The 26,656-nt window shown below is 32.7% G+C and carries 15 protein-coding genes; 3 read left to right on the top strand and 12 right to left on the bottom strand.

Translation table 11 applies throughout. From position 1 onward, the window contains the following. Positions 1-238 precede the first annotated feature (238 nt). The 3 genes from ACQH2Q_RS00360 (at position 239) to ACQH2Q_RS00350 (ending at position 2,995) form a co-directional block, all read left to right on the top strand. Entirely contained in the window at positions 239-436 is a 198-nt protein-coding gene (locus ACQH2Q_RS00360) for a hypothetical protein (RefSeq protein ID WP_155968442.1), read from the top strand. A gap of 304 nt (positions 437-740) precedes the next feature. Beyond that, positions 741-1,640 (top strand): DMT family transporter, encoded by a 900-nt coding sequence (locus ACQH2Q_RS00355; RefSeq protein ID WP_141457073.1) that lies wholly within the window; start codon positions 741-743, stop codon positions 1,638-1,640. A gap of 47 nt (positions 1,641-1,687) precedes the next feature. Beyond that, the gene (locus ACQH2Q_RS00350) at positions 1,688-2,995 is read left to right on the top strand and encodes a UDP-glucose dehydrogenase family protein (protein WP_182183391.1); all 1,308 of its coding nucleotides are present in this window, start codon (positions 1,688-1,690) and stop codon (positions 2,993-2,995) included. 17 nt (positions 2,996-3,012) lie between these two features. On the opposite strand, the gene ACQH2Q_RS00345 is transcribed toward ACQH2Q_RS00350, so the two are convergent. The 12 genes from ACQH2Q_RS00345 to ACQH2Q_RS00290 form a co-directional block, all read right to left on the bottom strand. Further along, positions 3,013-4,158 carry an MFS transporter gene (locus tag ACQH2Q_RS00345; RefSeq protein WP_006280071.1) on the bottom strand — a complete coding sequence of 382 codons (1,146 nt, stop codon included), beginning with the start codon at positions 4,156-4,158 and terminating at the stop codon, positions 3,013-3,015. A gap of 127 nt (positions 4,159-4,285) precedes the next feature. Continuing rightward, positions 4,286-5,338: a threonine aldolase family protein gene (locus ACQH2Q_RS00340; protein WP_006280070.1), complete on the bottom strand. Its 1,053-nt coding sequence runs from the start codon at positions 5,336-5,338 to the stop codon at positions 4,286-4,288. Further along, positions 5,335-6,384 (bottom strand): threonine aldolase family protein, encoded by a 1,050-nt coding sequence (locus ACQH2Q_RS00335; protein ID WP_425383630.1) that lies wholly within the window; start codon positions 6,382-6,384, stop codon positions 5,335-5,337. Before ACQH2Q_RS00335 ends, ACQH2Q_RS00340 begins: the two co-directional genes overlap by 4 nt. A 1-nt stretch (position 6,385) precedes the next feature. After that, positions 6,386-8,161, bottom strand: a complete 1,776-nt coding sequence (locus tag ACQH2Q_RS00330; RefSeq protein ID WP_253303154.1) for an ABC transporter ATP-binding protein — start codon at positions 8,159-8,161, stop codon at positions 6,386-6,388. Continuing rightward, positions 8,162-9,151, bottom strand: a complete 990-nt coding sequence (locus ACQH2Q_RS00325) for a phytanoyl-CoA dioxygenase family protein (RefSeq protein ID WP_155969548.1) — start codon at positions 9,149-9,151, stop codon at positions 8,162-8,164. A gap of 4 nt (positions 9,152-9,155) precedes the next feature. Further along, positions 9,156-10,832: a WG repeat-containing protein gene (locus ACQH2Q_RS00320; protein ID WP_155968452.1), complete on the bottom strand. Its 1,677-nt coding sequence runs from the start codon at positions 10,830-10,832 to the stop codon at positions 9,156-9,158. Then, positions 10,793-13,120, bottom strand: a complete 2,328-nt coding sequence (locus tag ACQH2Q_RS00315) for a glycosyltransferase (RefSeq protein ID WP_213863487.1) — start codon at positions 13,118-13,120, stop codon at positions 10,793-10,795. The genes ACQH2Q_RS00320 and ACQH2Q_RS00315 overlap by 40 nt, the downstream gene beginning before the upstream one ends. After that, on the bottom strand, positions 13,077-14,030 hold the full coding sequence (locus tag ACQH2Q_RS00310; RefSeq protein WP_425383490.1) for an NAD-dependent epimerase/dehydratase family protein: 954 nt from the start codon (positions 14,028-14,030) through the stop codon (positions 13,077-13,079). Before ACQH2Q_RS00310 ends, ACQH2Q_RS00315 begins: the two co-directional genes overlap by 44 nt. Before the next feature lie 124 nt (positions 14,031-14,154). Beyond that, positions 14,155-14,904, bottom strand: a complete 750-nt coding sequence (locus ACQH2Q_RS00305) for an NTP transferase domain-containing protein (RefSeq protein WP_425383489.1) — start codon at positions 14,902-14,904, stop codon at positions 14,155-14,157. A gap of 120 nt (positions 14,905-15,024) precedes the next feature. Continuing rightward, positions 15,025-22,428 carry an ankyrin repeat domain-containing protein gene (locus tag ACQH2Q_RS00300; RefSeq protein WP_425383488.1) on the bottom strand — a complete coding sequence of 2,468 codons (7,404 nt, stop codon included), beginning with the start codon at positions 22,426-22,428 and terminating at the stop codon, positions 15,025-15,027. Positions 22,429-22,800: 372 nt separating this feature from the next. Further along, positions 22,801-23,880, bottom strand: coding sequence for an ankyrin repeat domain-containing protein (locus ACQH2Q_RS00295; RefSeq protein WP_174516910.1), 1,080 nt, complete (start codon positions 23,878-23,880; stop codon positions 22,801-22,803). 95 nt (positions 23,881-23,975) lie between these two features. Then, positions 23,976-26,576, bottom strand: a complete 2,601-nt coding sequence (locus ACQH2Q_RS00290; protein ID WP_425383487.1) for an ankyrin repeat domain-containing protein — start codon at positions 26,574-26,576, stop codon at positions 23,976-23,978. Positions 26,577-26,656: the final 80 nt, after the last annotated feature.

The following is a 26,656-nucleotide window of genomic DNA, read 5'->3' as shown; positions in this document are numbered from 1 at the left end:
AATTCCTAGAAAACCCCTACATACTAAAAAAAGCAAAATGCTGTTAAAATGAGCTTAAGAATAAATAGCAAACATCTAACATAACAATTCTATTTGTAAATCAGGTGAGACTTATCCTATAGAAAGCTTTCGAACTACGCAAGCGTATCTTTTGCCTTTAGTATTTCTTTAAACCTGCTGCAAAAGAGTAGGAATGGTTATAAAATAGGGAGGTATAGCAAGAGAATAGAGAGGGAAGATGAGCTTAAACTACCATAATCTAAAAGAACATCCGAGAAATTTTCGAGATGTAACAGGTTTGAAAATAGAAGAATTCGAAAAGGTTGTAGAAAAAGTGCGCCCAGAGTGGGAAAAAGTTCAAGAACAGAAGAAATGCCATGGAAGAACGTCAAGATTGCCTGTATTGGAAGATAAAATACTCTGTATAATTCTATAGACCTGCTGCAAAAGAGGAGATATTTAAAGAGAGATGTAGCAAGAGGGAATGAGCTTAAATTATCAAATCAACGTTATTCTACTTTACCTCACTAGCATTTTCCTTACCTTGAGCCTTACTATTACTCACAAATACAAACGTTCGTTACATAGCTCTTAATATGTCTACAGAGACGAAATTTCCCGAATTATTTATAATGGACCCTTACGATCACATTCTGGGGACGTACATCAGAAAACTTTTATATTATTAGTTTTGTAGTAAAATTATATGAGTACATCGTATCTATTAAATCAGAAGCTTTATGGATTACAGATTGAGAGCTTATTTGTTTGGGGTTATCTGGTTTATACTTAGCTTACTTAGTAGTGTAGCTAATGATACTATATCAAAATATCTAAGTTTACATCTTCAGAGTTTTGAAATAATTTTTTTCCGCTTTCTGTTTACCACTATTACCCTTGTACCTTTTATGTTTTACTATGGAATAGAAACTTTTAAAACAAGTCAAATATCTACTCAAATAACCAGGGGTGGGTTGTTGTTTTGTGGAATGACCTTATGGACTTACGGGTTGACTGTTTTCCCCATAGTAACTGCAACGATTATAAGTTTTTCTATACCATTATTTGTTATACTTCTTGCAATTCCTTTTCTGGAAGAAAATATAATTTGGCAAAGATGGGTAGTAGCTGTCATTGGTTTTATTGGTATTGCTATTACTACTAAAGCTTATAGTGAGGATTTTAATCCTAAAATTCTTATTTTTATTGTATCTGCATTGATCTTTGCTATATTGGATATACTTAATAAGAAACTTGTAATAAAAGAGTCAGTAATAAGTATGTTATTTTATTCAGCTCTAACGACAACTATTTTTTCTACTCCACCTTTGTTATTTTATTGGCATATGCCTTCCTTGTTGGAGTTAGTATTACTGCTGATTTTAGGAATAAGTTCAAACCTAATTCTGTTCTTCATGTTAAAAGCTTTTGCTCTTACTGATGCTACTGCACTTGCACCGTATAGATACATAGAGCTAATAATTTCTGCAATAGTAACATACGTTATATTTAATGAATTACCTGATAAAAGTGCTTTATATGGTACTTTGATATTAATACCATCAACCTTATTTATAGCTTATTCGGAGGGTAAGGCAATTAAGAAAAATAATGTAACAACAAAAGTTTATAATTGTTAATGGTATTTATTTTAGATGCTAAGCTATATTTTTAAGGTGATAATAAAATGCACATAACTATTATAGGAGTAGGGTATGTAGGATTAGTATCTGGTACAATGTTATCTGAGCAGGGCCATAAAGTTGATTGCATTGACATAAATACTGAGAAGATTGAACTTTTGAAATCAGGGAAAATTCCTCTATATGAACCTGGATTAGCAGATTATTTAGAGAATAATATAAAGTCACAAAGGATAAGATTTTTCGATTCGTATTTTCAAATAAATCCCAATACAGAAGTAGTATTTATAACTGTAGATACTCCATCAGACTCCCTAGGAAATGCAAATTTACAGAATGTATATAATGCAGTAAGTGAAGTTTCTGAGAGAGTTAATCAAGATTGCTTAATAGTGATAAAGTCAACTGTTCCTCCTGGTACTGCAGAAAATATATATAATTATTTATCTAATAAGGGCTATAACTTTGATTTGGGGGTTAATCCAGAGTTTCTCAAGCAAGGCTCTGCAGTATCAGATTTTTTATACCCAGATAGGATAATAATAGGAGTAAAAACTAAGCTAGCTAGAGCAAAACTAGAAGTTATATATAGATCATTTATAGATAAGAATATTCCGTTAATAGTCACTGATACAGTTACTGCTGAAATGATTAAATATGCTTCTAATGCTTTTCTAGCAACAAAGGTTGCTTTTATCAATGAGATGGCAGGTTTATGTGAGCTATTAGGAGCAGACATTGACCTTTTAGCTAACAGTATGGGAATGGACCATAGAATAGGTAAGGAATTTCTCAAAGCTGGTCCAGGATTTGGAGGATCATGTTTTCCTAAAGATTTGTCAGCTTTAATAAGGCTTGCTGAAGATCACAATGTCAAGCTACAAATTTTAAATTCAGTTAAGGAATCTAACTATAATCATATAACAAACATTGCTAAAAAGGTAGAATATGTATTAAATGGAGTCCAAAATAAAAAAATAGCAATATGGGGGCTAACTTTTAAGTCTGGTACTGATGATGTAAGAAATAGCCCAGCTATAGATATTGCACAATTGTTAGTGAATAACAAGGCTAAAATTACTGCATATGACCCAATGGGGATGGATAATGCTAGGCAAGTTCTAAAGGATATAGAATACGCGGACAATGCTATAGGGGCTGCAAGGGACGCGGAAGCCTTGTTATTGTTAACGGAGTGGAAAGAATTTAAAAATCAAGATTTTGCAAGTTTAAAGAGTATTATGGCTGCACCTAATGTTTTTGATTTCCGTAATTTATTAGATAGCGAGCTATTACTAAGATATGGTTACCATGTTTATTCCTTGGGTAAAAAATCTATCTACAAAGTTTAACTGTTGAGAAATTTTTTTTACACCGCTTTACTTAGTTTTTTTAGATCTTTGCTTGATAGTATGGAAAAGCAAACGAGTGCAACAACAGAGCAAATGGAAAAAAATGAAAACATAATACTGTTACCACAGTGCTTAACAAGTACTCCTAAGAGCACGCATGAAAATATTGAACTTGCAATATACCCAAATAATCCTGTTAAGCTTACAATTGCACATACATTATTTTGTGGAGCAATTTCTACAGCTATAACACCTGTCAGTACTTGCACTCCAAATATAAAGAATCCTGATAAGATTGCACAAAGGTTCATAAGAATTATGTTTTGACCAAAGTTCATTGCAATAAAAGTGAGTGCTATACCCAACATATAAAGTGATGCCAGCAAGCTTCTATTTTGAAAGAAGTACATATCACTAATTCTTCCTGTTATTAAAGTTCCAAGGATTCCACCTAAATCATATACGCCTGTTATTAGTGAGGATTGTACAAGAGAAATTTGTAATTTATTCTTTAAAATTATAGGAAACCAAAAGAAGATTCCCATTTTTATAATATAAGCACAAAAAGTAGCACAACATAGAAACCATATGGAACTTGTTACCTTGATACCTATTTGAGATTTCTGCACCTTATAATAGGTAGTAAAGTTGGCACTTTCTTTGTAATATGCCTTTAATATTATATAAATTCCAAAAAGTAAGCATAAGAAACCAGAGTACAAAAATGCACTTTTTGCATTATATATTTTAATTATACTTGGTAATACAATTAAAGTAATACAAGAACCAAGTTGCTGAGATGCGCTCATAACTCCCCATGATGATGCAATTGAAGAGATGCTAGAGTTTGTAACCATAAACTTGGTAATAGCTGGCCAACCTAACCCTTGTGTCCAAGCTAATAATATTAATGTTAACAGTAATAAAGTTAGATTATTATATGATAAAGTTATACCAATGGTTAATAATCCAGTTGCAATATTGCATAGCCCAAACATAAATAATGGATTATTTTTGGAGTCCATGATTATTCCATTAACAAATTTTGATACTCCATAAAAAAAAGAAAAGCAGGCAAAAAAATAGCTTAATTTTACATGGTCAGTATCTATTAACAGTGGTAGAGCAATTGGTATACTTTGTCTTGATAAATAAAGCAGCATATATCCACAGAAGAATAGTAAATATTGAAAGAAGACAAAGTTCACGCCTATTCCCAAATAGCTCTATGCAGATGCTAGCATAATACTATATTGGTATAATATTGTTTGACAAGAAGTTTGCAAACAATTAGTGCAGAAAATTACTTAGTATCTTTCTTATAGCAGATACAGTAGTATTAATATCTTCATAGCTTATATCTCTATGTGTTATAGCTCTGATTTTACCTTTGATGTTAGCCATTCTAATTCCATAATTTGTCATTAGTACGTTTATTAATTCTTGAGTAGATATACAATTAGTACGTAATGAAAAATACGCTATATTAGTTTTATACAGGTCGATATCAATTATAACTTGATCTATGGAGTCTAGGCCTTCTATAAGGTGCTGCATTTTTTTATGATCTTCTTCTAAAGAATTTACATTATTACGTAGAGCATATAAACATGCAGCTGAAATAATGCCAGCTTGGTGCATACCTCCGCCAATTTGAAACTTATAGTACCAAGCTTTTTCAATAAAATCTTCACTTCCAAGCAATATTGCGCCCATTGGAGCACCTAATCCTTTACTAAAATCAATGAATACCGAATCAAAATAACTTGCATACTCCTTTGGAGATATTTTAGTATGAGCACAAGCGTTGAACAGTCTTGCTCCATCTAAATGAGTGAATACGTCATTCTCTTTGCAGAGACTTGAGATCTCTTGAATATATTCTAAAGGCCACACAGCTCCACCACCAAAATTTGTCGTTTGTTCGATAGAAACAAGCCCAACTCTCGGAATATTTCTTAAACTAGGACGAGTAATAAACTCAACAATTTGTTCTCCAGTAAATATTCCTCTTGTACCTTTGATGGGCAAAGGAGTAGCATGTGCCTGGGCTGCGATCAAGCCAGATTGTACTATGAGTGGATGTGAAGTTTCATCAAGCAGCAAGTAATCACCAGGTCTTTGAATGTGTACTTTATAAGCAATTACATTGGACATCGTTCCTGAAATCAAAAAGATTCCTGCAGGTTTACCTAATATTTTACATGCGGTTGCCACTAATTCGTTCACAGTTGGATCTTCACATGCAGCTTCGTTTCCAACTTTTGCTTTAGCCATCGCTTCCCTCATTTTAGCTGAAGGGTCAGTGTTTGAATCGCTAAAGAAATCTATTTTTACTCTCATATTAAATTTAACACAACCTCCTTTATAATTTCAGCAGCTTTCATGATGTCTGTTTCCTTTGTGCCAAGATGGGTAACTGCTCTTATATGAGACTCGAGCCAAGGAAAAAGCAATAAACCATAAGCTTGGCACTTACTCAAGAAAACCTCATTAGTTACATTTAGTGCTTTTATACTAAAGCTTACTATATTAGTTTCTGGATAAGGTAGTACCAGTTTTATGTGTGGAATTTCCTTAATCTTGTCTGCAAACAGTTTGGCGAGTTTATTGTCTTCTTTAAGCCTAGAAATATTGTTCTGTAGTACATACTTTGCTGCATTAGCACAATACCCTATCTGATGATAACCACTACCTAGCCAAACCTGTAGCTTTTTAGCCCTTTCAATTATCTCTCTTTTACCCATAAGCATTGAACCAAAAGGAGCTCCAAGTCCTTTGGTAAAAGAAAAGCTCATTGTATCCACATATTTAGCATAATCTGCTAAAGCAATATTTGTTTCGACATGAGCATTAAATATTCTTGCACCGTCTAAATGAAGATTTACATTGTGAGCTTTTAAAAAGTGATATAACTCGACTTGTTTTTCAAAAGGATAAATTTTACCATTAAACCCGTTTATACTATTTTCTATAGAAACAAGACTCACCTGAGCAAAAATTTTGTACCTTGGCTTAGAATTAATAGCATATTCTACTTCAGCAACATCTAAGATTCCGCTATTATTTCTAATACAATTAAATACGATATTATTTACTTTTGCATTGCCTGCGCTATCGAAAAAATTAACGTGATAATTATAATGAGTTATTAGTTCATCACCAGGACTTGTTTGACTGGCAATGGCTAATCTATTTGCAAGCATACCGCTGGTTGCAAATAATGCTTCTTCTACTTTGAATAATTGTTTGCAATATTCTGATAAGTCATTACAGCTTTTGTCTTCACCATAAGCAAAATCTCCAATAGTTGCATTACTTATTGCATGTATAACGTTGGAGCTCTGCAGAGTTGTAGTGTCACTTCTCAGATCAATAATTTTTTCCATCTTATTTTTTGCCATTCAAACAACCAATTTGAGCATTCCAAAGTTCCTTGTAAAGACCTTGCTTAGAAACTAATTCAGCGTGTTTACCATCTTGGACAATTTTTCCTTTGTTAAATACTAGAATTCGGTCCATGTGTAAAAGTGTAGAAATACGGTGTGCTATAGTAATCGTAGTTTTATTTTTCATCAATTTGAATAAACTCATTTGAATTGTTTTTTCTGTTATAGAATCTAACTGACTAGTTGGTTCATCGAGAAATAATATTGGAGCGTTTTTTAAAAATGCCCTGGCTATTATTATTCTTTGTCTTTCTCCTCCAGATAGCTTGATGCCTTTTTCTCCGACTGTAGTTCCATATTGATCTGGTAGAGTCATAATGAAATCGTGAATACCAGCCAGCTTTGCAGCTCTCATTATTTCTTCGATAGTAGATTGAAGTCTACCATATATGATGTTTGCTAAAATAGTATCATGAAATAACAATGGGTCTTGAGGTATTACAGATATTTGTTGCCTCAAAGAACTCTGTGTAACTTCTGATACTATTTGATTATCAATCTGTATATTACCTTTTTTAACATCAAATAGCCTTAGGATTAAGTTTATAAAAGTAGATTTACCACCTCCAGAACAACCAACTAGACCTACTTTTTCGCAAGGATTAATGGTAACTGAGAAATCTTGAAATAATGACTCCTGACCTTCATAAGAAAAAGAAACATTATTAAACGTTATTTTTCCACTTAATAAATTTAATTCTTTAGCATTTTTCTTATCTTGAATTTCTGGTACGGTAGTTAAGATTGGCAATGCATCTGAAACTTTGCCGAAATGAGTAGAAAATTGGGTAAGATTCCTAGTTAGATGGTTAAGAAACTCTATAATCGATATATTAATTCCAAGTACAAGAGCTATATCTCCTATTGCGATCTTGTTCAATTGATAGTCATAAATTAAAAAGTACAAGTTTACTGCTTGGAGTATATCAAATGAATAGCCATATATAAACCAAAGACAAAAGTATGCCCATTGTAATTTTCTCTCTGCAATAGTTCTTTTCTTGCATATTTGAAAAAATTTGTGTCTCTCATGTGCTTGCTGAGAAAATAGCCTTACTGATATAACATTTAAAATACTATCTGCTATACTAGCTATTACTTGTGAATTTTGTTTAGAGTAATTATCAGCTAGTTCAGTAAGTACACGAAAGCTGAAAATCGATACTAAAATAAAAATGCTTACCCAAGTGAATGTAGCGATTGCAAATTTTATGTTTACTAATGATAAGGTATAAATAGCTAAGACTAATGCTATGCTGTAACCGAAAAAACAATCTATAAGCAATCTTATTAACTCTATCACACTATCCATTAAGCTACTGACCTTATGTACTAAGCTTCCAGATAAATTGTTCTGATAATAGGAATGGTCTTGTTGGAGTAGTCTACAAAAAGATATATCAGCTATCTTTTGACGCATTAAGGTAAACATTCGAATGTCAACAAAATAGCCATAGAATCTAAAAGCAGTAGTGATAAGTAATGCCATACCAAGATAAGCGCTTACAGGTAATAAAAGATTCTCAATTACATTACCTTCCTGATATTTTACAGCTGTATCTAGAATATTTTTTACTAAATACTTTCTAAAAGACAAATCAACAGCTACCACCAGGGCAACTAAAGACATTATAAGTACATTAAGTTTGAATTTAGATACTATATTCAAGATGAACATCAATACACATTTGAAGCTATCAACTCTACTTCTGTTCATTTATAATGCTAGCTCCACTACGTTGACTTTTTTATTGAGAAATACAAGTAGTGAAAACCATAAATTTTTGTATATTTTTCCTGAGATGTCTCCAGCATCATGTAGTGCTGATGCTCGATTCAGAATAAGTAGCTTATATAAATCTCGCTTAGCCTCAGTAGTGTCGATCTCAGAAATATTTGTAGTTGTGTCTGTAATAAAGGCTAACCAGCTCTTGATAAGTTCTTCCATGTTTTTTGCTTTTACACTTTCCTGGTAGCCAAACAATGACAAGCATTCTCTCAGTACAGATTCTGTTAACTCACCACAATTGAGTATACCAAAAACTGAAGGCTGAGGTTTTGGCACATAGGGAAGATCTTGATCTTTTATAATCCACCTTGTTACATAAGCAAATCTATCTTTAGCATCTGTATTCTTATCACTACCATGCCATAACCGTGAATCAAAAACTATTGCATCTCCTGCTGAAATAGGTAATGACTTGATTTTGTAATTTTCCCGATTATTTGAGTACTGATCAAAAAAATATGGGTACCAAAAATCAACTAAAGGCTGTATTTCCCATTTATGACTGTTTTCTATAATTTGCAGTGCACCTGAAGTTTCACTTACATTATTCAAAGCTAACCAAACAGAAAAGTGGTAAGGATCATTGAAACTATAGGAGATGTCTTGGTGGAAGGGAACTGCATCTATTAAATCAGCAGTTTTACATATAACATTTGATTTTTTCTGCAGTATCTGACACTGAAGTGACTTTTCAAGGTAATTTTTAATAATTTCATCTAATGCTTGAGAGATAATTCTAGTTACTTGAGATGACGTGCCCCATCTGCCGGTACAGTTTAAGTAGTCAGAAGTTGAAACACTTAGTTCTTGGGATAGCTCTGATATCTTATTTGTTATATCACTTAAAGACTGAGTTATTAGCTTTAAAGGAACCAGATTTTTGATAATAAAAAAACCATTTTTTTGTAGTATTTCCATATGATTAATACCTGACATCAATGACTGATAAGTAATCTGTTAAAGGCACAACAGCAAAAATTTTGAATCCTTTTACTTGTTTTAATATTTTTTCCCAATCGCTTAATGTTCTTAGTTTACCTCCTGTTTCAACCATTACATTAATATCTACAGAGCCTCCAGTTGGAGAGCGGTAATCTAAAATAGTTTCTATCAATAAAATACGAGATATTCCTTTGACCAATTTTAAATAAGATAATACTTTATCATCATCATAATGCTGCAGAAAGCGGCAAAAGACACCTAATTCATAATTTGTAACTGATAGTTCTTCCTGAGTTATAAGTTTGACTTTTAAATTTTCTACTAACTGTCTTGGTACTTTATGTTCGTTATATAGGCCTATAGAACCTTTATTGTGTATATCAGAATAAGCAAGAAATAAAGAGTGTACACCAAATAGAAATATATTCTTAGCACCATCTATATTAATCCTAGAATTAAACTCTTTAGTATCAAACCTAGAATATCCTAGCAATGCTTGGTAAAACGCTATTTTCTTATCTTCTGATGCTTCTCTTTCCTTAAAAGATTCAAATGAAGAGATGGACTTCTGTTTTAGTATATCGGCAATCTTTAACCAATTCTTTTCAGCGGCAACTCTTGCCCACATCGTTGCTGCTTTTGGCAAAAATGGTATTTCCTTAAAACACTTACCTTTTGATGATAGTTGCCATAAGTCCTTGTCCTTATCGTAATCAATAAACCCTATTTCCCACAACGCCCTTAACAGCCTTTCTAGATTTGGTACGATAATGTTTAACTTTTTAGATAAAACTGGCATAGTTGCAGGTAAAATATTTAACAAATCAAGTTCAATAGCAACGCTTGTTAGGTAAGTTTTCCAAAAGGCTGAAAGTTCTGCAGAAATCCTATGCACTTGAGATTCTTTACCTAAATCAAAAATACTAAACTTTACATTTCCGGTAATATCGATTTGTTCTAACACACCTTCAAAAGTTTCAACTTTTGCCATCCCATTATAAAATGCTTCTACCATTTTAAATCTCTGCTGGTAAATAGGATCACCATTAATATCTATATGAAACCAACCATGTTGATCTTCTGCAATAGAATACCCTTTATGAAAAACATTAAGTTTTTTATACCATTTATTATGTACTAACTTTCCATGATGATTAATATGTGTAGCTTTACTATCCTTGTAGACTACAGCGATACCATCCTTAAAATCTCCAACATAATCATATTCCTCCTGATAAATTCTGTTGCCATTTAAATTAATATGAAAACATTTATCATGTCTTCTAACTACACAAGCATCTTCCTGATAATTTCCAATCCATTGATAAGACTGTTTGTATACTCTACATCCAGATGGATCAATATGGTAACACCCTGTATCATCTTCTACGGCTGCTCTATTAAAGTAGAATCCAAAAGTTTTCAGAAATCTATTATGATAAACTGCTTCTCCTCTTACATTGATATGATAAGCACCTGTCTGATCATAAACCGGTGCAAGACCAGGCTCATGAAATTTACCAACCTTTATAAACCTATTTTCATACAAAGGATTTCCTAGCAACTCGTGAAACCTCTCACACGGTGAAATTTTAATAGATTTAAGATTATCTTTGATTAATTGATCAAAGGTTTTCTCATGTTGCATGTTTTGCATAATTTATAATTTAAATAATTCTTTTGTAAGCTTAGGTACTCACTACTCTGCCATATTTCCTCGAGTTTAATCTCATTAACATTACCAAAATTTCCTAATGTCTTACGGAGTTCATCTGGAGCACAGCAAGGACTAAACTTTCCTTTATTGTTTATCCATGCTTCTTTACCTAAAAATGGGCATTGACCACCTGGAGCCAAATCCTTAATACCTTCTTGAGAAAGGATTGTGAAATTTTCTAATTTTATCTTTTTACCATTTGGCAATAGAATATTATCTCTAAGTTCGTATAACCTTCTCACCTCCGTGTTCCATCTACTAATTGCTAACTCATCTCTTCTCATAGATAGATCCTTAATTTCCTCAAAATGTGCCCAAAGATGATGTCCTTTAACTCTATCTATGCCGTTTTTTATGGCCATCTTAACTATGTCATAGAGTTCATGTAAATTGCTTTCCAAAAATGTTAATTGTAAAGTAACGGTACACCTCTCACCTGTATCGCTAAAGTATTTATCTCTAACTTCAAGGAAAGTTTTTAAATTTTCTGTCACTACTTCCCATTTTGAACCTTTCATGATTCTTTCATGAGTTTCTTTAGTTGCCCCATTCCAGGAAATCTTAACATCAGATAAAATTGGTACCAATAGTTCAGCCCATTTTCTAGCTCCTTTAATGGGAAAAGAACCATTGGTTGTGAGGTTAAGCTTAAGACCGAACTCATGGCACAAATTGATTATTTCATCAAAGCTTTTATACATTAAAGGCTCACCCATAGTAGAAGGAATGATTTCCCTTAAAGGTGTTCCAGCTGCTTCCTTAATTACTTTTCTGATAGTTTCTATCGACAGTATCTTAGGTTTTATTCCTTTAGCTTTCTTTTCTTCTTTAACTTTGCTGTATGGTGAAAAACATTCGCACATTATACAAGCAAAATTGCAGTAATCTGGATTAGTATCAAAAGTAATTCTCCAAGGACCGGGTTTCACAGCTACTGATTTGCCTTTCTTTTCAATAGCATTACGGTAAATCTTGTTAAGTTTCTCAATATGCTCACTCATAGAAGGTATATTCCCATTTTCAGTATAAGGATAGCCTTTTTGGGTAAGTTTATTGTATAATTCCTGATTTGTAGATAGGACTTGCATTTTTTCTGACAAACTACTTGCATCTCTGTGCTTAAATAATAGTCCATCTCTTACATATTCTGCCATACCACCATAATCGGCTGTTATAACTGGTATTCTAAGTTGCTGTGCTTCATGTATTACTAATGGTGAATTTTCACCCCAAATTGAAGGAACGACTATTGCATCAACTTTATTAAATACGTCAGTAACTATATTCTTATTATCATAACTTCCCATCCACTCTATTCTTTCTTTAACAACAGGTGAAAACTGATCGGCAATCGCTTTTAAAGCTTTAGTTTCTTCTCTTGCTGCTCCCCAAATTCTAAGTTTTGCTTTAGATGATAAGTGAGAAAAAGCTTTCAATAATAGATTAACACCTTTTTCGGGAGTATGAGTACCAATATAACCGAAAATAAACTCTTTTTCTTGTGCTCTATTTCTATTCTTAAGACGATTGAGATCAAAACCATAATCAAGATAAGAAATTTTGTTTATCGGAACATAAAAATCCTGAGTAAATTTATCCATCAAGAATTTCGATGGGGAAATAAAGTAATCTATATAGTCTATTATTTTCCTTGTGTGCTTCATTCTAGTTGCAACCCATTGTTCCCAATAATTTATGTCTAAATTCAGGAATTCTTCATCTCCTGTAAAATATCCTTTGTAACATTGAGTTGCACATTTTTGATCCTTTTGTCCATCACAAAGCCGTAACAAATCTTCAGAATTGCGTTGAATAAACCTTCCTCTTGGACACATTAACCAAAAGTCATGTAGCGTAAAAATTGTAGGTATATTTTCTTTAAAAGCAATTTCTGGTAAAGTAATTGATAGATGATTAAGATGACCAAAATGTATAAGATCTGGCTGAAAGTTATCTATTACTCTTTTAAATTGTATATCTACTTCTTCATTGATAAATTTGTAACGATATTTAGCTGTGGGTATATTAATTAAATGCAGTAAGATTCGAGAGTCACTACTATCTAGGACTGTAGTGTAATAAAAATCAGGTAAAAAGCTATTTTCATACCTAGTAAATACTTGTACCTCATTGTTATTTGCTAGTTCATGAGCAAGAGTTTGGCTATAAACCTCTGAACCAGCACTATAATAAGGAGGGTAACCATGAATAACTTTTAATATTTTCATATATTACCATATCTATATTGTTAGGATATTCTTGTGTATCGTTTTGTAGACTTTTTATAAATTTACTTAATCCTACTTCTAATGAATGTTTTGGAGACCAACCAAGTAGCTCTTTAGCTCTAGTAAAATCACCATGAAACTTAGTTACATCAAAATTTCTTGGAGGATAAAAATCAATTCTAGAATCACTTTTCGTGACTTTTAATATTGTTTTTGCTAAGTTTTCTAAAGTACATGGGCTATTAGTAGTAAGATGAATAGCAGGAAGAGAAGATTTTTCGCTTTGTAAATATTTAACAGTTAAGCATATACCCTCTATAACATCATCCAAATAGGTAAAATCAAAAACACATTCTTTACCTTCTATTTTAATTGGATCACCTCTTAATGCATTAATACAGAGTGCAGGAATTACTCTACTGTTATGATCTAGTAAACCACCGTATACATTTGAAAAGCGTAATATTGCTACATTAAAATCTTTTGAACTTGTTATTTGTTCCTCAATAAATGCTTTACCTTTTGCATAATTATTTATTGGATCGATACTAGCAGATTCTGTAACTGGCAGTTCCTTCTGCTCTCCATAGACTTCCCTACTACTTGCATATATAAACCATGGTTTATTTGGAAGTGACTTACATAACCCTAAAAACCGCATTGTACCATCAACATTAATTTTTTGACACAGTGTAGGATAAAGTTCACCATGTATAACTCTAGAAATTGCAGCCAGATGAATGATTCCTGTACACTGAGCAAGTAGTGGTACTATATCTTCTGAAAAAAAACTGAGTGGATTATCGCGAAACCTAATATCGCAGCTTATTACTTCATGGCCTTGGTTTTCTAACTTTTTCACCAAGGTTGACCCTATCAAACCTGCAGCACCTGTTATTAATATCCCCATGTATACCCTCTACTACAACTAGGAAAATTTGTCATACCAATTATCTTACAAGTAAGAATTAAAGGGTATTATAAAACCAGTATAAAACAAATGTCAACTTAAATTAATGAATAAAAAAATGTAGTTATGAAAGAAAAGTTGGCTGCCTTCTTTCTTGAAAATAGTGTTCGGCTTTAATCAAATCCTCCTTATTATTTACTCCCATTGCTTCTCTTTCATCAGAAACTACATAACCTACACTCAAGTTATTGGTTGCTGCAATGGGCACTATATCATTAAGACAATATTCATTGGTCGAATTATTAAATTTTATTTCTTTTACTAAGGTAAAGAGATCTTTAGCATATGAAACCATTATTCCAGAGTTTGCAAGAAGCATTTTATCTCCATTTTTTAGGATTTTTTGAACATTTCCGTAATTATCAATTACTAATCTTCCATATTGTTCATCTTGACTATTGAATCCAAGAAGAACTAAATTATTATACTTTAAACAATCAGTCATTTTCATAACTGTATCGCTAGATATAAAAGGAGTGTCTCCATACTGTATTAAAACTATGTCTTGATCAGATAACTCCTCCAGATTTTCTAGAGCAATTTTAACTGCAGTGCCAGTACCTGTAATATCTTCTTGCATTATTAGTTTTATATTGTATTGATCGATTATACTTTTTAGGGTATCAAAGTTTTCTAAATCTTTTAGAAGGGAGTTGTTAACAACAATTGATAAGCTTTTTAGACTCAGCAATTTTGCATTAGAAATTATATGTTCTAAAAGAGTAAGATTTCCCACTTGGTGCAACGCTTTTGAATATTCAGAATTCATTCTACTGCTCTTTCCTGCTGCTAATATTATCAAAATGTTACTCATACATGACTTAGGGATTGATTAGATAGTAAGTTAATTTATAATTAATAAGATGTAAAGCCCACTATAATTTTCTAAATGATCTAGATCTTGGCACCCTCATTAGAGTTTCATTTAAGAGAGCTATAACTTCAAACTCTTTACTCGATTTTCTACGCTGACATCTTGTAAACTCTGATCTGGACTTTTTAATATTTCTAATAATCTACCTGCAAGGTTTGAGTGTTTATTGATTACTGCAACCTGGACTAACGACTTGCCTTGATCATCACGAGCATTTGTTACAGCTACGCGCTCATCGGGTTTTATTGCTTTCAGCTTACTGATAATTTCAACATTACCATTTTTTGCATTCTCAAACAGCTCTTCTACTAATTTCAATAGGTTAGTAATATTTTGGTCTCGAGAAAGATCAAGTGGTGCTTTACCTTCTTTATTCTTGATGTTATAAATTGCACCATGTTTTAATAAAGATTTTACAACTTCCAAGGAGCCACCTTTAGCTGCAACATGAAGTGATGTAGTACCACTAGAAGTAGTTTTAGCATTAACAAAGTCATTTAATTTATCACGACTGATATGTTGTAACAGAACCTCAACAATTTCTTTGTAACATTTGGAAGTAGCAGTGTGTAATGGTGTATTACCTTTATTAGTAACTTGACTAACATTAGCTCCATTTGTTAGTAAGATGTTTACAATATCTATGTGTCCATTGCTAACAGCGTAATGCAACGGTGTTCTTCCATCAATATCTTTATCGTTGGCATCAGCTCCATCTTTTAACAGACGCTGAACAGTTCGTATATCACCTTTACTAGCAGCAATGTTGATATCTTTCTGCAGATGCTGGAGAACCTCTGATGCTTCGCTACCCTCAAGCTTAAATCTAAAATTAATCATCTCTATCTTTTTTAAAATGTCTAAAACACTCGGATGACTTGGTCCAAAAACAGCTTTTCTTTGATCAAAACTTTCTCTGTAGACTTTAAGTGCGCTGATCCATTTCCCTTGAGCAAAAAGTACATTTGCTATGTTGTATTGAGTATTCAAGGCTTCTGGGTGATTTTGTTGTAAAGCTTTTTTCTGTATATTTAAAACCTCTTGAAAAGCTTTCAAGGCTTCATGATATTTATTTTGATTGAAGAGTACCCCAGCAATGTTATGTAACGTTCTCAAGGTATCAGCATGATTAATACCTAAAATTATTTTCTTCTTTTCAAAAACCTCTTTATAGATTTTTAAGGACTCTTCGTATTTACCTTGGTTAGCTAGTACCATTGCTATATTATTTTTGGCACTCACAGTGGCTAGATCATGTGTACCTAGTGTTTCTTTCCTCTTTTCAAAAACTGCCCTATTGATATTTAACGCTTCTTCATATTTTCCCTGTTTATCTAATACTAATGCCATGTGAAACTGAGTATTTAAGGTATCTGAATGATTTGACCCTAGTATTTCCTTTTGTCTCTGATAGACTTCTTGATAAATATTAAAAGCTTCTTCATCTTTCCCCTGTCTATGCAGCACTAAAGCGATTGTACTTCTTGTACTTAAAGTATCCTTATCGTTTAAACCCAGCATTTCTTTTTGTTTCTGAAAAATCTCTTCAAGCATATTTAAAGCTTCTTGGTAAATTCCTTGCTTATATAGCACTTTGGCTATATATGTCTGAATATCTAAAGTACCAGGATTGTCTGTTCCTAGTATTTCTTTTCTTCTTTCAAATGCGCTTCTGAAAATACTTAAGGCTTTTTGGTAATTGCCTTGATTCAAGAGCACTAAAGCTGTATCAATCTGAGCGGATACGTCACTTTGCGATATCTGCTTCAACTGCTCGACTTTTGAAAAGTTACTATGTACTGCAGCAACTACTAACGTTTTGTTCTCTCTATTACGAGCACTCATCACTGCTTTTACTGTATCAATATCCTTTATCTTATTTAGGTCATTAATAACTTGAGCATTACCATCTTTAACCTTTTTAAATGATTCACTGACTAGTTTAAATAAGCTAGTTATACTTTTATCCACAGTAAAATCTGATGGTGTTTTCCCACTGTCAGAGACAGCATTGTATACTGCACCATTAGACAATAGGGCCTTTACAACTTTTAAGTGAGAGAACTTAGCAGCATAATGCAGAGGAGTAAACCCCTTGTTACCAACCACATTAGGATTAGCTTTATTTTGTAATAGAATATTGACAACTCCATCATAGCCCTTCCATGCAGCATAATATAATGGTGTTACACTATCAGCATTTTTGGCATTAACAAACGCTCCTGCTTTAATGTAATTCTCAATCTCTGAAGAGCTATTACGTTTTACAGCCTCAAATAATTTCTCAGTTGATGCTAATAGATTGATAACGTCTTTATCGTTAGTCATTTCTAATGGTCTTCTACAAAGCTTGTCAACAGCGTTATAAACTGCACCATTTTTTAATAAAACTTCAATAACGTCTTTATAACCAAAATTAGCAGCAATATGCATAGGGGTTAAGCCATTAGTATCTTTAGCATTAACGTCAGCACCTTGTGCTATCAAATACTTTACAACTTCTAACCGACCTTTCATTGCAGCATAGTGTAGTAATGTCTGGTTAGCTGTACCAAGTTCATTAATACTCAACCCCTTGCTAAGGAAAAACTCTACGGTATCTTTATAACCTTCTCTAGCTGCAATGTGTATAGGCTTTGATCCAGAGGCATTTTTAGCATTAATATTAGACCCTTCATCTACTAGACATTTTACCATTTCCAAGTTACTTTCCTGTGAAGCAATGTGCAGTATAGTCCAATCATCATTGCCTTTAGCATTCATATCTACTTTTTTATACTGCAGTAACATTTTAACCACTTGCAAATGACCATGTGACACTGCTAATTCTAAAGATGTTCTACTCTTATTGTCTTTAACATTAATTTTTGCTCCATTACTTAATAGGACTTCAACAACATTATCATGGCCGTGTCCTGCAGCTATATGTAGCGGAGCACCTTCAACATTTACAATGTTAACATTAGCCCTATTTGCTATCAAAGTTTCAGCAATTTCCCCATGACCTTCTTGTGCTGCAAGATATAACGGTGTTGTACCATTAATAGTCATAGCATCAACATTAGCTCCTTTTGTTATCAGAGCATTTACTATCTCCTTATGACCTCTTTTAGCAGCCAAATGCAATAGTGTAGTATTTTCAGGACCTTTTGTGTTAACATAAGCTTTATTTCTTAGCAAAATCTCTACAATATCTCTGTAGCCAGCAAGAACTGCGAGTAATAAAGGTTCACCACCTTCTACATTAACACTAGCTCCATTTTCTACAAGAACTTCAACGATTTCCTTATGATTATGCTTAATAGCAGAAAGCAATGGTGTTAGGTTGTTACTCTTAACATTAACATTGGCTCTATTTGCTACCAAAATTCCAACGATTTCTTTATAACCTTCCTCCACAGCTACATGTAATGGTGTACTACCTGCAATACCTTCCATATTAACTTTGGCTTCATTTTTTATTAAAAGGTTCACAATATCTTTGTGACCCCCTACAATAGCTGCATGTAAAGGTGTAAGACCATAATTAGCACTAGTATTGACTTCAGCTTTACTTTTGATTAGAAAAGCAATAGCGTCTTTATGTCCACTTAGAGCAGCTACATGCAATGGCGTCATGCCATCATTAGTTCTAGCATCAACTTCAGCTTTATTTTTTATTAGAAGATCAATAATATCTTTGCTACCATTCATCGCAGCTGCATGTAATGGTGTACTACCCTTAATGTCTTGAGCTCTAACTTCAGCTTTATTTCTTATTAGGAGTTCAATAATATCTTTGTGACCTTTCAGAGCAGCTACATGTAATGGTGTTAGATTATTATTGGCTTTATCATTGATTTCTACTCCATTTTTTATTAAAAGCTCAGCAACTGCCTTATGACCACTCTCTGCTGCATAGTGTAATGGCGTAGCATTATTTTTATCTTTAGCGCGAACGTTAACCCCATGCTCGAGAAGAGCAACAACTATCTTCAAGTGGCCACTCTGCACTGCAAAATGTAGTGGGGTTATACCTTCCACAGTGGCAATACTAGCATTTGCCTTATTTGTCAGTAAAGCCTTAACAATTTTCTCATGTCCATCTTTTGCTGCGTAGTGCAAAGGTGTGTTATTATAGGTTTTGTCAACAACATTAACATTAGCTCCATGCTTCAATAAAATATTAGCTATCTTTTCATGACCGTTTTCTATTGCATAGTGTAATGGTGTACAACCATCTATAACTCTGGAGTTAACATCGGCTCCTTTGAGAATTAAAGCATTCACTACTTCTAGGTGGCCATTTAGTGCTGCTGTATGTAATGGTATTCCCTCCTTATCGTTTCTTGCATTAACATTTGCCTCATTTTTCAGTAAAAAATTAACTAGCCCTAGATAACCACTTTCTGCAGCTATATGTAGTGAAGTAAAGCCACCCATAGTTTCGTTGATGTCAACATTCGCTTCTTTTTCCAGCATAATCTTAGCAACATCAATATGATTGTTTTTTATTGCATAGTGTAAAGGTGAAAAACCAGCTATATCTTTGGTATTAGTATTAGCATTATTTTTTAGTAGAATTTCAACAGCATCTTTGTGACCATTTTTAGCTGCAATATGTAGTGATGTTTTGCCACTATTATCTAGATCATCAACATATACACCTGTTTTTCCTATAAAAAATTCCACAATATTTTTCCTTCCATATGCAGCAGCAATATGTAGTGGGCTTTGACCATTAATATCTTTAACATTAACGTCTAAATTTTGATTAAGAACAAATTTTATAATTTCAAGACTAGGTCCCTTAGCAGCAAAATGTAATGTAGTCCATGAGTTAATACTTCTAGCATTGATGTCTGCTCCTTTTTTGAGATAACTCTTTAAGTCTTCAAGATTTCCTTCTTCCAACGCAGCAAACATTTTTTCCTGATTAGTAATAGTGATAAGGTTTTGATCGTATTTATCTTTCAGCTTGGAAGGATCATCTCTTACCGACTTGCCAATTTTCTTCTTACTTTTTATTACATTTTCTGAAATAAGTTTTTTAGCATTCAAGATAACTGCTATTGAGGGATCAGATAACAATACATCAACTAAGGTATTATCATGTGCTAAATGATTACGCAAACATTTTCCAGTTAATAAAGGAGTGTTATCATCTAAAAAAAGTAGATTGTTTTCTAGATGCTTCTCTGATCTACCTAAAATTGACATTATATCCAGAACAAGCATTTCTACTACTGCTTGCAACTTTTTATTCCTCTTGTAGGAAGGAAGCTTTTCAGTTAACTTGCCACTTAATGCGTTATTCCTCAAAATACTTTTCAGTTCAGATAACTTCAGTTCAAGCTGGTTATTGTATTTTTCTTCTGTTATGTTGTAAGCCTTCCTTTGTTTATGTATAGGAATAAACGAACCTTTCTCATTCAACTTGTTTCTTAATTCCTCAATCCATTTAAGGTCACCTGTTCCAAGTTCAGCAATGTAAAAAATCTCACAAGTTAATCTATTTACTTTATCAAGGTTGTCATCCTGTATTCTTGACCTAACACTATGAGAAATTTTCATTGATAGTTCGGCTATTTCTTTAAGATTGTGAGACTCTATTTGGGAAGGAATATTCTCTAGTGTTTTATTAGCAAAGAATTTTATTCCTCTAATAACATTATGGTCAATCTTATTGTCATTCAAACCAACATCTAAGCTCTTTAATGATATAAACGCCGTAACATAATCAGTTCTGATATTTTTTGATTTAGTTTTTGCAAAATTGATTATGTTATCAATTTTATTAAACAGCTCCTTTTCATAATTCGTCTTTTCAGTTATATTATTGCTTAATTCTTTTATGAGTTTTTCAAGCTTATCATGTTCCATCACTTTAAAACTCTCTGTAATCATTTCATCTAATTCAACGTTACTAAATATTCCAGCAACTTCTTTTATCTCGTCTAAGTTTTCACTACTGGTAATTTTCTTTAGCAACATTATGACTATTTTAATCTTGTTATTGTAAAGAATATCAGTAATTACATTATCGATTCTTTTAGTATCATTTTGAACACCAATAAAAAAGTTAACATCTGTATTTTCCTCAATCTCTGTTCTTTTAGAGAGCGAGTAAGCATGTGATAGTGAATTACGTAAATCTATAATGACTTCTCTTGTGTTCTTTGGTAATGATAGTAGAAGAAGCTCGCTTGTAGTGCTAGATAACTTGGGAGATTCTAGAGTGTTTTTTAAATATTCACCAATAACCTGTAAAACCCTTGTAATAATTAACTGTCCTTCCCTTTCTTTAGGATTAGCTGATAATGCCAACTTTATATAATCACTTATTTTCTCTAAAGAATGAATATCCCTAATTTGTTGATAATCGCTATACAACTCTCCAAATTGAGGATAATTGCTAACGATCTCTGCAACAACCCTCTCACGTTTTAACTTCGGGAGATCAGCAAATTTACCAATGTCCACACCTTCTATAATATCTTTTTCTTCTTTAAGTTTCTTTGCAAAATTTTCCAAGTGGTCTAGTATTTTACTTTTATTCAATGTGGCATTATAGAATAGATTCATTTCCTGTCGTTTTATGTGAGAAGAAACAAAACTGATCAAACAAAATTCCATTTCTTCCCAAGGTAGTCTATCGTAGGTTGATTTCAACTGCCGCTTTAATATATGAATATTTTGTGCAATAAATTTTGCTATGAATAAAAACTTTTCATCTACTTTTTCTGTGTTTGAATACTCTGCCTTTAACAGGCTAATATTTTGAAGTACTAACTCAATCCGCTCCCTTATGTTATTAAGATAACTCTTCACATTCTGATCTTGTCCAGAAGCACTAGAGAAAAAACGGAGGTTTATCAACTTATTTTCAACAAAAATTTCTATCTCTTCTGACAAGAATACGTTCTTTAGTTTTAATTCCTCATAAGCTCGTGAAAGAATTTCATCTAATTCCCTGAAATGAACAGCAAAATAATTACCTAGCCATTTATTAATGAGTGTATCAAGAAGTTCAACATTACCTGAACGTATAGCATAATAAAACGCATTATGGCATGTTTCATCCTCATCATCTGGTAATATAGTAGTTTCTCTGATGCCAACAGATAAATTACTGAGAATTTTACTATTATTGCCAAGTAGGTATTCTAAAATCTTTACCTTATTGTGTTTACAAGCTAAGATAACTAAGTTAGTACTCTTAACAGGATTGTTAGCATTATCATAATAGTCTCTCAAAGTTACTTGATCTTCTGCATCACTTATGTAATCAATAAAATTGCTTAATTTTTTTAAGCTGTCGACATTACCATCTGATATTGCCTCTTCGAGTTCAGTTAAAACCAGGAGATAAAGTTCTTCAGCTTTTGCTTTTCTGCGGTAGAGCTTTTTATATTCTCTAATAAACTCCTCTTTTGATGTGTAAGAACGTGATAAAAACTGGTTTTGTTGTTTAGGTACATGCATAAACCCTCTCTGAGATATATTTACACCAGTATTAGAATAGCAAAGTTTACTTAATATGGCAAAAATTAAAATAGCATCTTTTGTTAATAAAATATTTTTGAGAGAATATCTACTAATCCTGCAATTTCAGGACGAAAAGCCTTCACAACATTTGATTTTGGGTGTGGGAAATGTGTTGGTTGTTTAAATTTTTAGTAACACCTACTAATAATAACCCGTTTGAAAACAACAAAGAGAAATGATGATCAACTTACATAAAAAAGCACTAAGTTTAGTGTTTTGGCATTATAGCAATCTCTTATGTATCACCTCTCTGGAACCATACGACTAATTGTTGTTCATAAAAAACTCTAGTACTGACAAAAAATGTATTTATTCTAATCTTGCACGTTTGGTATCATTACTTATAGAAGTTTCATAAAGTCTTGTACCAGGCTCTACGAGATTATTTAAGGAACTTAAAGATTGAAAAGTACGTTTATTGGAATCATCAAACGCTACTATAAAGTTTAACAAGTTATCATTAGATAGATATTCAGTTATATTATATGTAGAATCATGATCCAGAATAATTTTCTTTTCTTTGGCATCTTGATCTGCCACATCTAATTTAGTATAAAATTGTATCTTACTTAACTTATTTAACAAATCTGCTCTTTCTAAAAAAGGTTTTACCTTATCTAATATGATATCATTATATATAGGATAGCGTATGGAATAATCAATTTTTGCTAGTCTTACAGATAATTGATTATTATATAGTACATGTATGTTGAAGTTATTTGTAACAAATTCATATAGTGGAAGGCTATCTTTTATTTCATCTGTTTTCATTTGAAGAATTTCACAAACACAGTCATCTAGATAACTTGATAATTTACTGTAATTACTGCATCCCTTATAAGGAGATAAGTCAATAATTTTTCCGTAATCCTTATTGAAGTTCCTTACTAAAGTAAATTTAATCAACAATTTAGCGCATGCTAGATCACTTACAGCGTTATCTAAAGATGTGGAACAATTATCATAAAGCCGTCGTTCACGATTTCTTATATTAATATCAGCTCCATATTCTAATAGTTCTTTAACTACTTCCAGATTTTTACCACTTTTTTTTACAGCATGGTTCAGTGCAGTATTGCCTTTACGGTTTGTTGCATTTACATCAGCACCATGTTTCAGAAGTTCTCTAACTAATTCTAATTCCTTCCCCAGTGTTATAGCAGAATGTAGTGGAGTTTCACTATACATGTTTCTTGAATTGACTTCGGCACCACCTAACAAAAGCTCTTTAGTAATTTCTACACTACTAGTAGTATGAAGTAACGTATCTCTATTCCTTTCTACTCTAAGGTTAGCATTAGCACCTGCAGACAAAAGAGCTTTAACTTTTTCTAAGTTTCGTTCATAGACTGCTTTTTCTAATTCTTTGTTAATATTATTATTTAGCATATTTTTAAAATCCTCCTAAATTTCACTATTTTGTAACAAAATTTTTGTATATTTTCTAGATCTTGGCACCCTCATTAGAGTTTCATTTAAGAGAGCTATAACTTTAAACTCTTTACTCGATTTTCTACGCTGACATCTTGTAAACTCTGATCTGGACTTTTTAATATTTCTAATAATCTACTTGCAAGGTTTGAGTGTTTATTGATTACTGCAACCTGGACTAATGACTTGCCTTGATCATCACGAGCATTTGTTACAGCTACGCGCTCATCGGGTTTTATTGCTCTCAGCTTACTGATAATTTCAACATTACCATTTTTTGCATTTTCAAATAGCTCTTCTACTAATTTCAATAGGTTAGTAATATTCTGGTCTCGAGAAAGATCAAGTGGTGTTTTACCTTCTTTATTCTTGATGTTATAAATTGCACCATGTTTCAACAAAGATTTTACAGCTTCGAAAAAGCTATTTTCAGTAGCAACATGCAACGATGTAGTGCCTTTAACTATTGTTTTAGCATTAATAAAATCACTCAATTTATTGTGGCTTACACGTTGTAACAAAGCTTCAATAATTTCTTTATGACCTTTGGAAGCAGCAGTGTGTAATGGTGTATTACCCTTGTTAGTAACTTTAGTAGCATCAGCTCCATTTGCTAGCAAGATATTTACAACTTTTATGTGCCCATTATTAACAGCATAATGTAATGGCGTTCTTCCATCCACGTTCTTCGAATCAATGATTGCTCCATCTCTAATGGAACTCTCAATTCCTAAATAATTATTATCTTCTATAGCCTTAAATAACTTCTCAACCAATTTTAGTAATTTTATTACTTCTGGGTTTCCTCTTCTTTCCGCAAAGTGTAATGGTAAAACATATCTACCTCCTTCAGCTCTAGCATTAAAGTATGCTCCGCTCATAAGTAGAGACCTAACTATATCTAAATTACCAATTTGTGCCCCTAAGTGTAAAGGCGTAGCATTTTTATCCATTTTTGCATTAACATCCGCTCCATTTATAATAAGAGTTTTAACTACCTTAGGATGACCATATTGAGCTGCAAGATGTAGGGCTGTGCCTTTATTTTGATTTTCTTTTACATTTACATCAGCACCATGTTTCAATAGAACGGTTGCTATCTGATCATAACCTTTTTCTGCTGCAAAATGTAAAGGAGTCCAATTTGTGTGATCTAAAGCATTAATATCTGCTTCCTTTTCTAAGAGCAATTCAACCACCTCTAAATGATCATGGTCTACTGCAAAGTGTAGAGGTGTAGTACTTTTAACTGTTTTAGCATTAATGTCTGCTCCTTTATCAAGCAAAGATTTAGCAACTTCTAAATTACCATCATATGCTGCACAATGTAGAGGAGTCCAACTTCTGTTATCTAGAGCATTAATATCTGCTCCATCTTCAATCAAGAAATTCATTATTTCCAAGCGATTATGTTCTGCTGCCAAATGTAGAGCTCTTCTACCATCATCCATCTTTGCATTTATATTTGCTCCTTTTGCAATTAAGCTCTCTACTATTTTTAAAGAAAAACCATTATATGCTGCATTATGTAAAGGAGTCCAATTCTGATCATCCACGGTGTTAATGTTTGCTCCATTTTTAATTAAAAAATCACTCACCTCGAAATGACTTTGCTGAATTGCTAGATGCAAAGGTGTAAAACCTTCGTTTTTTTTAGCATTAACATTGGCTTTTTTCTCTATTAGTAGCTTCACTACTTCTAAGTGACCATTCTGAGATCCTATATGTAAAGCTGTGGAATTATCGTGGTCCTTAGCATTAACATCAATTCCCCTTACGAGAAGAAGAGACTTAACTACTCCAAAGTGATTACGTTCTGCTGCTAAATGTAGAGGTGTAAGATTCTCATAATCCTTAGCATTAACATTAGATTTTGCTTTTAGTAAAATGTCTACTAACTCTAAAAAGCCATTTTGAGACGCTAAATGTAGAGGTGTAATCTTATCATCTGTTTTTGCATTAACGTTTGCTCCCGCTTCAAGCAGAACTTTAACTATATCTAACCTACCAGTTTGTGTTCCCAGATGTAAGGGTGTAATGTTTGCATCAACTTTATGATTACCTATGCCTGAAGATCCAGCGTTAATATTAGACCCTTGTGAAATAAGAGCTTTAACTACTTCGAGGTTACCATTTTGTACTGCAGAATGCAAAGGTCTTGCTCGATCATTATTTACAGCATTAACATCTAATCCCTTTTCAATAAAAACATTTACTATATCTAGATGACCATTCTCTGCTGCTAGGTGTAAAGGTGTATTAAGTTTATCTGTTTTAGTACTAAGATCTGCCCCATTTGCAATCAAGGTGTTGACTATATCTAAATATCCTTGCTGGGATGCAAAACTTAAAGGTGTAAAGCCTAGAATGGTCTTATGGTTTACATCTGCTCCATGAGCAATAAGAAAGTTAACCATCTCTAAGCGATTTTTTGCAATTGAAAAATACAGTGGCGTAAAGCCATCGTACTTAATCTCTGAATTAATATCTAAACCTTCTCCTAACAAAGTGTTGACTAAATCCAACTGACCATTTCCTGCTGCTAAATGTAGTGGTGTAAGACTAAGATGTTTCTGAATTTCATAATTTTCATTTAAAAACTCTACAAAAAATTGCAGCTGATCCAGATTATTAGATATTCTATTAGTAAACATAAAGGCCTCGCATGAAGAATTTATGTAAAATATAGTATCTACAAGTTTTTAAGCAAGATAAATCTTCTTCTTAAAAAAGA

The sequence above is a fragment of the Wolbachia endosymbiont (group A) of Melieria omissa genome (assembly GCF_964031125.1).
Lineage (GTDB): Bacteria > Pseudomonadota > Alphaproteobacteria > Rickettsiales > Anaplasmataceae > Wolbachia > Wolbachia pipientis.
This window is presented reverse-complemented; position numbering and strand designations above follow the sequence as displayed.